The organism is Rhodococcus sp. BS-15, from assembly GCF_000813105.1.
GTDB lineage: Bacteria > Actinomycetota > Actinomycetes > Mycobacteriales > Mycobacteriaceae > Rhodococcoides.
This window is the reverse complement of record NZ_BAOX01000396.1, coordinates 1-3575: the sequence shown is the minus strand read 5'-3', so window position 1 is coordinate 3575 and position 3575 is coordinate 1. Positions and strand designations below refer to the sequence as shown.

General features: G+C 65.0%; 2 protein-coding genes and 1 pseudogene. All 3 read left to right on the top strand.

The genetic code is table 11. The features are described 5' to 3' along the window. Positions 1 to 949, top strand: a 949-nt coding sequence (locus tag RHBS_RS25675; protein WP_145977609.1) for a putative PEP-binding protein, incomplete at its 5' end; no start/stop codon positions are given. A gap of 22 nt (positions 950 to 971) precedes the next feature. Further along, positions 972 to 2244, top strand: a pseudogene (locus RHBS_RS25670) (uracil-xanthine permease family protein). 152 nt (positions 2245 to 2396) lie between these two features. Then, positions 2397 to 3539 carry an acyl-CoA dehydrogenase family protein gene (locus RHBS_RS25665; protein WP_121870049.1) on the top strand — a complete coding sequence of 381 codons (1143 nt, stop codon included), beginning with the start codon at positions 2397 to 2399 and terminating at the stop codon, positions 3537 to 3539. The last annotated feature ends 36 nt before the right edge of the window (positions 3540 to 3575 follow it).

The window sequence follows — 3575 nt, the reverse complement described above, 5'->3', positions numbered from 1 at the left end:
CGTCTCTGCCCGCGACGAGCTGGACCGAGTGTCCCAGTGGGTCGGCCCCGGTACCACCGCCGACGGCCATGCGGTCGACATTCTGGCCAACGTCCAGGACGGTGCCGGTGCTCGCGCAGCACGGTCCAGCGCAGCGGACGGCGTCGGACTGTTTCGTACCGAACTGTGCTTCCTCGACCGCGACTCCGAACCCACCGTCGACGAGCAGGCCGAGATCTACGCCCAGGTACTCGACGCGTTCGCGGGCAAGAAGGTCGTCGTGCGAACTCTCGACGCAGGCTCGGACAAGCCACTTCGGTTCGCCACGCATCCCGACGAAGCCAACCCGGCACTGGGCATCCGCGGCATCCGCATCGCCGAGGCCGACCGAGGGATTCTGTACCGCCAGCTCGACAGCATCGCAGCGGCCGCCAAGGCGACCGACTCCTCCCCGTGGGTGATGGCTCCGATGATCGCGACCGCGCTGGAGGCGAAGGACTTCGCCGCCGACGTGCGCGAGCGCGGACTCACCCCCGGCGTCATGATCGAGATCCCCGCCGCCGCTCTGCTCGCCGAACACATCCTCGAGCACGTCGACTTCCTGTCGATCGGCACCAACGACCTGGCTCAGTACACGATGGCCGCCGACCGTATGTCCGCTCAGCTCGCCGGCCTGACCGATCCGTGGCAGCCGGCCGTATTGGCACTCGTGGCGCACACCGCGGCCGCGGGAGCCAAGGCGGGCAAGCCTGTTGGTGTCTGCGGTGAGGCCGCTGCCGATCCGCTTCTGGCCTGCGTGTTGGTCGGACTCGGCATCACCTCGCTGTCAGCGGCATCGGCTGCCGTCGCGCACGTGGGGTCGAAGCTGGCGACGGTCACGCTCGATCAGTGCAAGGAAGCGGCCGCCGCAGCCCTGAAGACGGACAGCACCGCCGCTGCCCGCGAGGCAGTGAGCGCGATCCTCGGCTGATCCAATAGTGTTGCCTTCCATCATGAGAACTCTGGGTTGGACGCTGCACGGAAACGGAAAGACCGTCGAAGCCGGGGCGGTGGTCTCGCCCGACGAACGATTGACGTGGCCACGCACCATCGGTATCGGAATGCAGCACGTCGTCGCGATGTTCGGTGCGACACTGCTGGTTCCGACGATCACCGGATTTCCGGTCTCGACGACGCTGCTGTTCTCGGGCATAGGAACGGCGCTGTTTCTCGTCATCACCCGAGGGCGTGTTCCCAGCTATCTGGGTTCGTCCTTCGCTTTCCTGGCCCCGCTCGGTGCCACCCAAGCGAACGGACCCGCCGCCCAACTCGGAGCGGTTCTGTGTGTCGGCGTCGTATTGGCAGCCGTCGGCCTCGTGGTGAAGTTCGCGGGCCAACGGGTACTCGACGCGGCCATGCCGCCCGTCGTGACCGGTGCCGTCGTCGTGCTGATCGGGCTGAACCTGGCACCGGCCGCCACCACGTCGTTCGAGGCACAGCCGCTGATCGCAGCCGTCACCCTGATCGCGATTCTGTTGGCGACGGCTCTCGGACCCGGTTTGATCGGGCGACTCGGAATTCTGCTCGGTGTCGTCGTGGGTTGGGTGTTCGCCGCCGTCACGGGGGGGAATCGCGCAAGCGCGTCTCGACGCACTGAGCGCGGCGAGCTGGATCGGTCTGCCCGAGTTTCGTGGTCCGTCCTTCGAGCTGTCGGTGATCCTCGTGGCGCTGCCCGTGGTGATCGTCCTCGTCGCCGAGAACGTGGGGCACGTCAAAGCCGTCGCCGCGATGACCGGCAAGAACCTCGACGACGTGGCCGGTGACGCATTGATCGCCGACGGGCTGGCGACGACACTCGCGGGAGCCGGCGGCGGTTCGGGAACCACTACCTACGCAGAGAACATCGGCGTCATGGCCGCCACTCGCGTCTACTCGACCGCCGCGTACTGGGTCGCGTCGATCACCGCGATGGTGCTCGCGTTCTCGCCCAAGTTCGGTGCACTGATCTTCACCGCGCCCGACGGGGTCATCGGCGGCGCAACCCTGGTGCTGTACGGACTCATCGGGCTGCTCGGCGTACGCATCTGGACCGACGCGAAGGTCGACTTCACCGATCCGGTCAATCTCACGGTCGTCGCTGCGGCGCTCGTCGCCGGAATCGGTGATCTGACACTGTCCGTCGGATCGGTCGAGCTCGGCGGTATCGCCTGGGGTTCGGTGGGCATCCTTCTCGGCTACCCGATCGTCTCGGCGCTCGCGAGGAGTGCAGGCACACGAGGTCGTTAGCGAGGTCGGTCACGGATCGCGCGCGTTTTGGTCATCGACCGACCCGACACCGCGGACGTAGTGTTTCCCTGTGACGTCAGTCGTACCGGCGACCGAGATCCGTAGAGATTTCGCGTGGTCGCTGCCGGTATGCACCGAACAAGGAGACATTCGTGGAACGCACACTTTTCGAGCCCGAGCACGAGCTGTTCCGGGAGTCGTACCGGAAATTTCTCGATCAGCATGTAGCGCCGAACCACGCGAAGTGGGAAGAGCAGAACATCGTCGATCGCGGCGTCTGGGTCGAGGCCGGTAAGCAGGGCTTCCTCGGAACGGCAGCGCCCGAGGAGTTCGGCGGCGGCGGAGTCAAGGACTTTCGCTACAACGCCATCGTCACCGAGGAAACCACCCGCGGCGGGTACAGCGGTATCGGGTTCACCCTGCACAACGATGTCGTCGCGCCGTACCTGATCGATCTTGCGAACGACGAGCAGAAGCAGCGCTGGCTCCCCGGATTCTGCTCCGGCGAACTGATCACGGCGATCGCGATGACCGAGCCGGGCACCGGAAGCGACCTGCAGGGCATCAAGACCAAGGCCGTACGTGACGGTGACGACTGGGTGCTCAACGGCTCGAAGACGTTCATCACCAACGGAATCAATGCCGATCTGGTGATCGTCGTGGCCTGCACCGACCCCGAGAAGGGCGCACAGGGCTTCAGCCTGCTGGTCGTCGAACGCGACATGCCCGGATTCGAGCGAGGCCGTAACCTGGACAAGATCGGCATGAAGGCCCAGGACACCGCCGAACTCAGCTTCACCGACGTTCGCGTGCCCGCCGCCAACCTGCTCGGCGACGAGGGCATGGGCTTCATCTACCTGATGCAGAACTTGCCCCAGGAGCGGCTCTCCATCGCCGTCGTCGCTGCCGCGGCGATGGAATCGGCGCTGGACATGACCATTCAGTACTGCCGTGACCGCAAGGCGTTCGGAAAGTCGATCGGCAAGTTCCAGAACACGCGCTTCGTGTTGGCGGAGTTGGCCACCGAAACCACCGCCACCCGCATCATGGTGGACAAGTTCATCGAACTGCTCAACGCAGACAAGTTGACCGTCCAGGAAGCCGCGATGGCGAAGTGGTGGACCACCGAGAATCAGGTCAAACTGATCGACAGGTGTCTGCAGCTGCACGGTGGCTACGGCTACATGAAGGAATACCCGATCGCCAAGGCGTACATGGACTCCCGTGTGCAGACTATCTACGGCGGCACCACCGAGATCATGAAGGAGATCATCGGCCGCGGATTGAATCTGTGATTCGCTGATCCGAGGAATGCGAAGGGCCGCAGCACA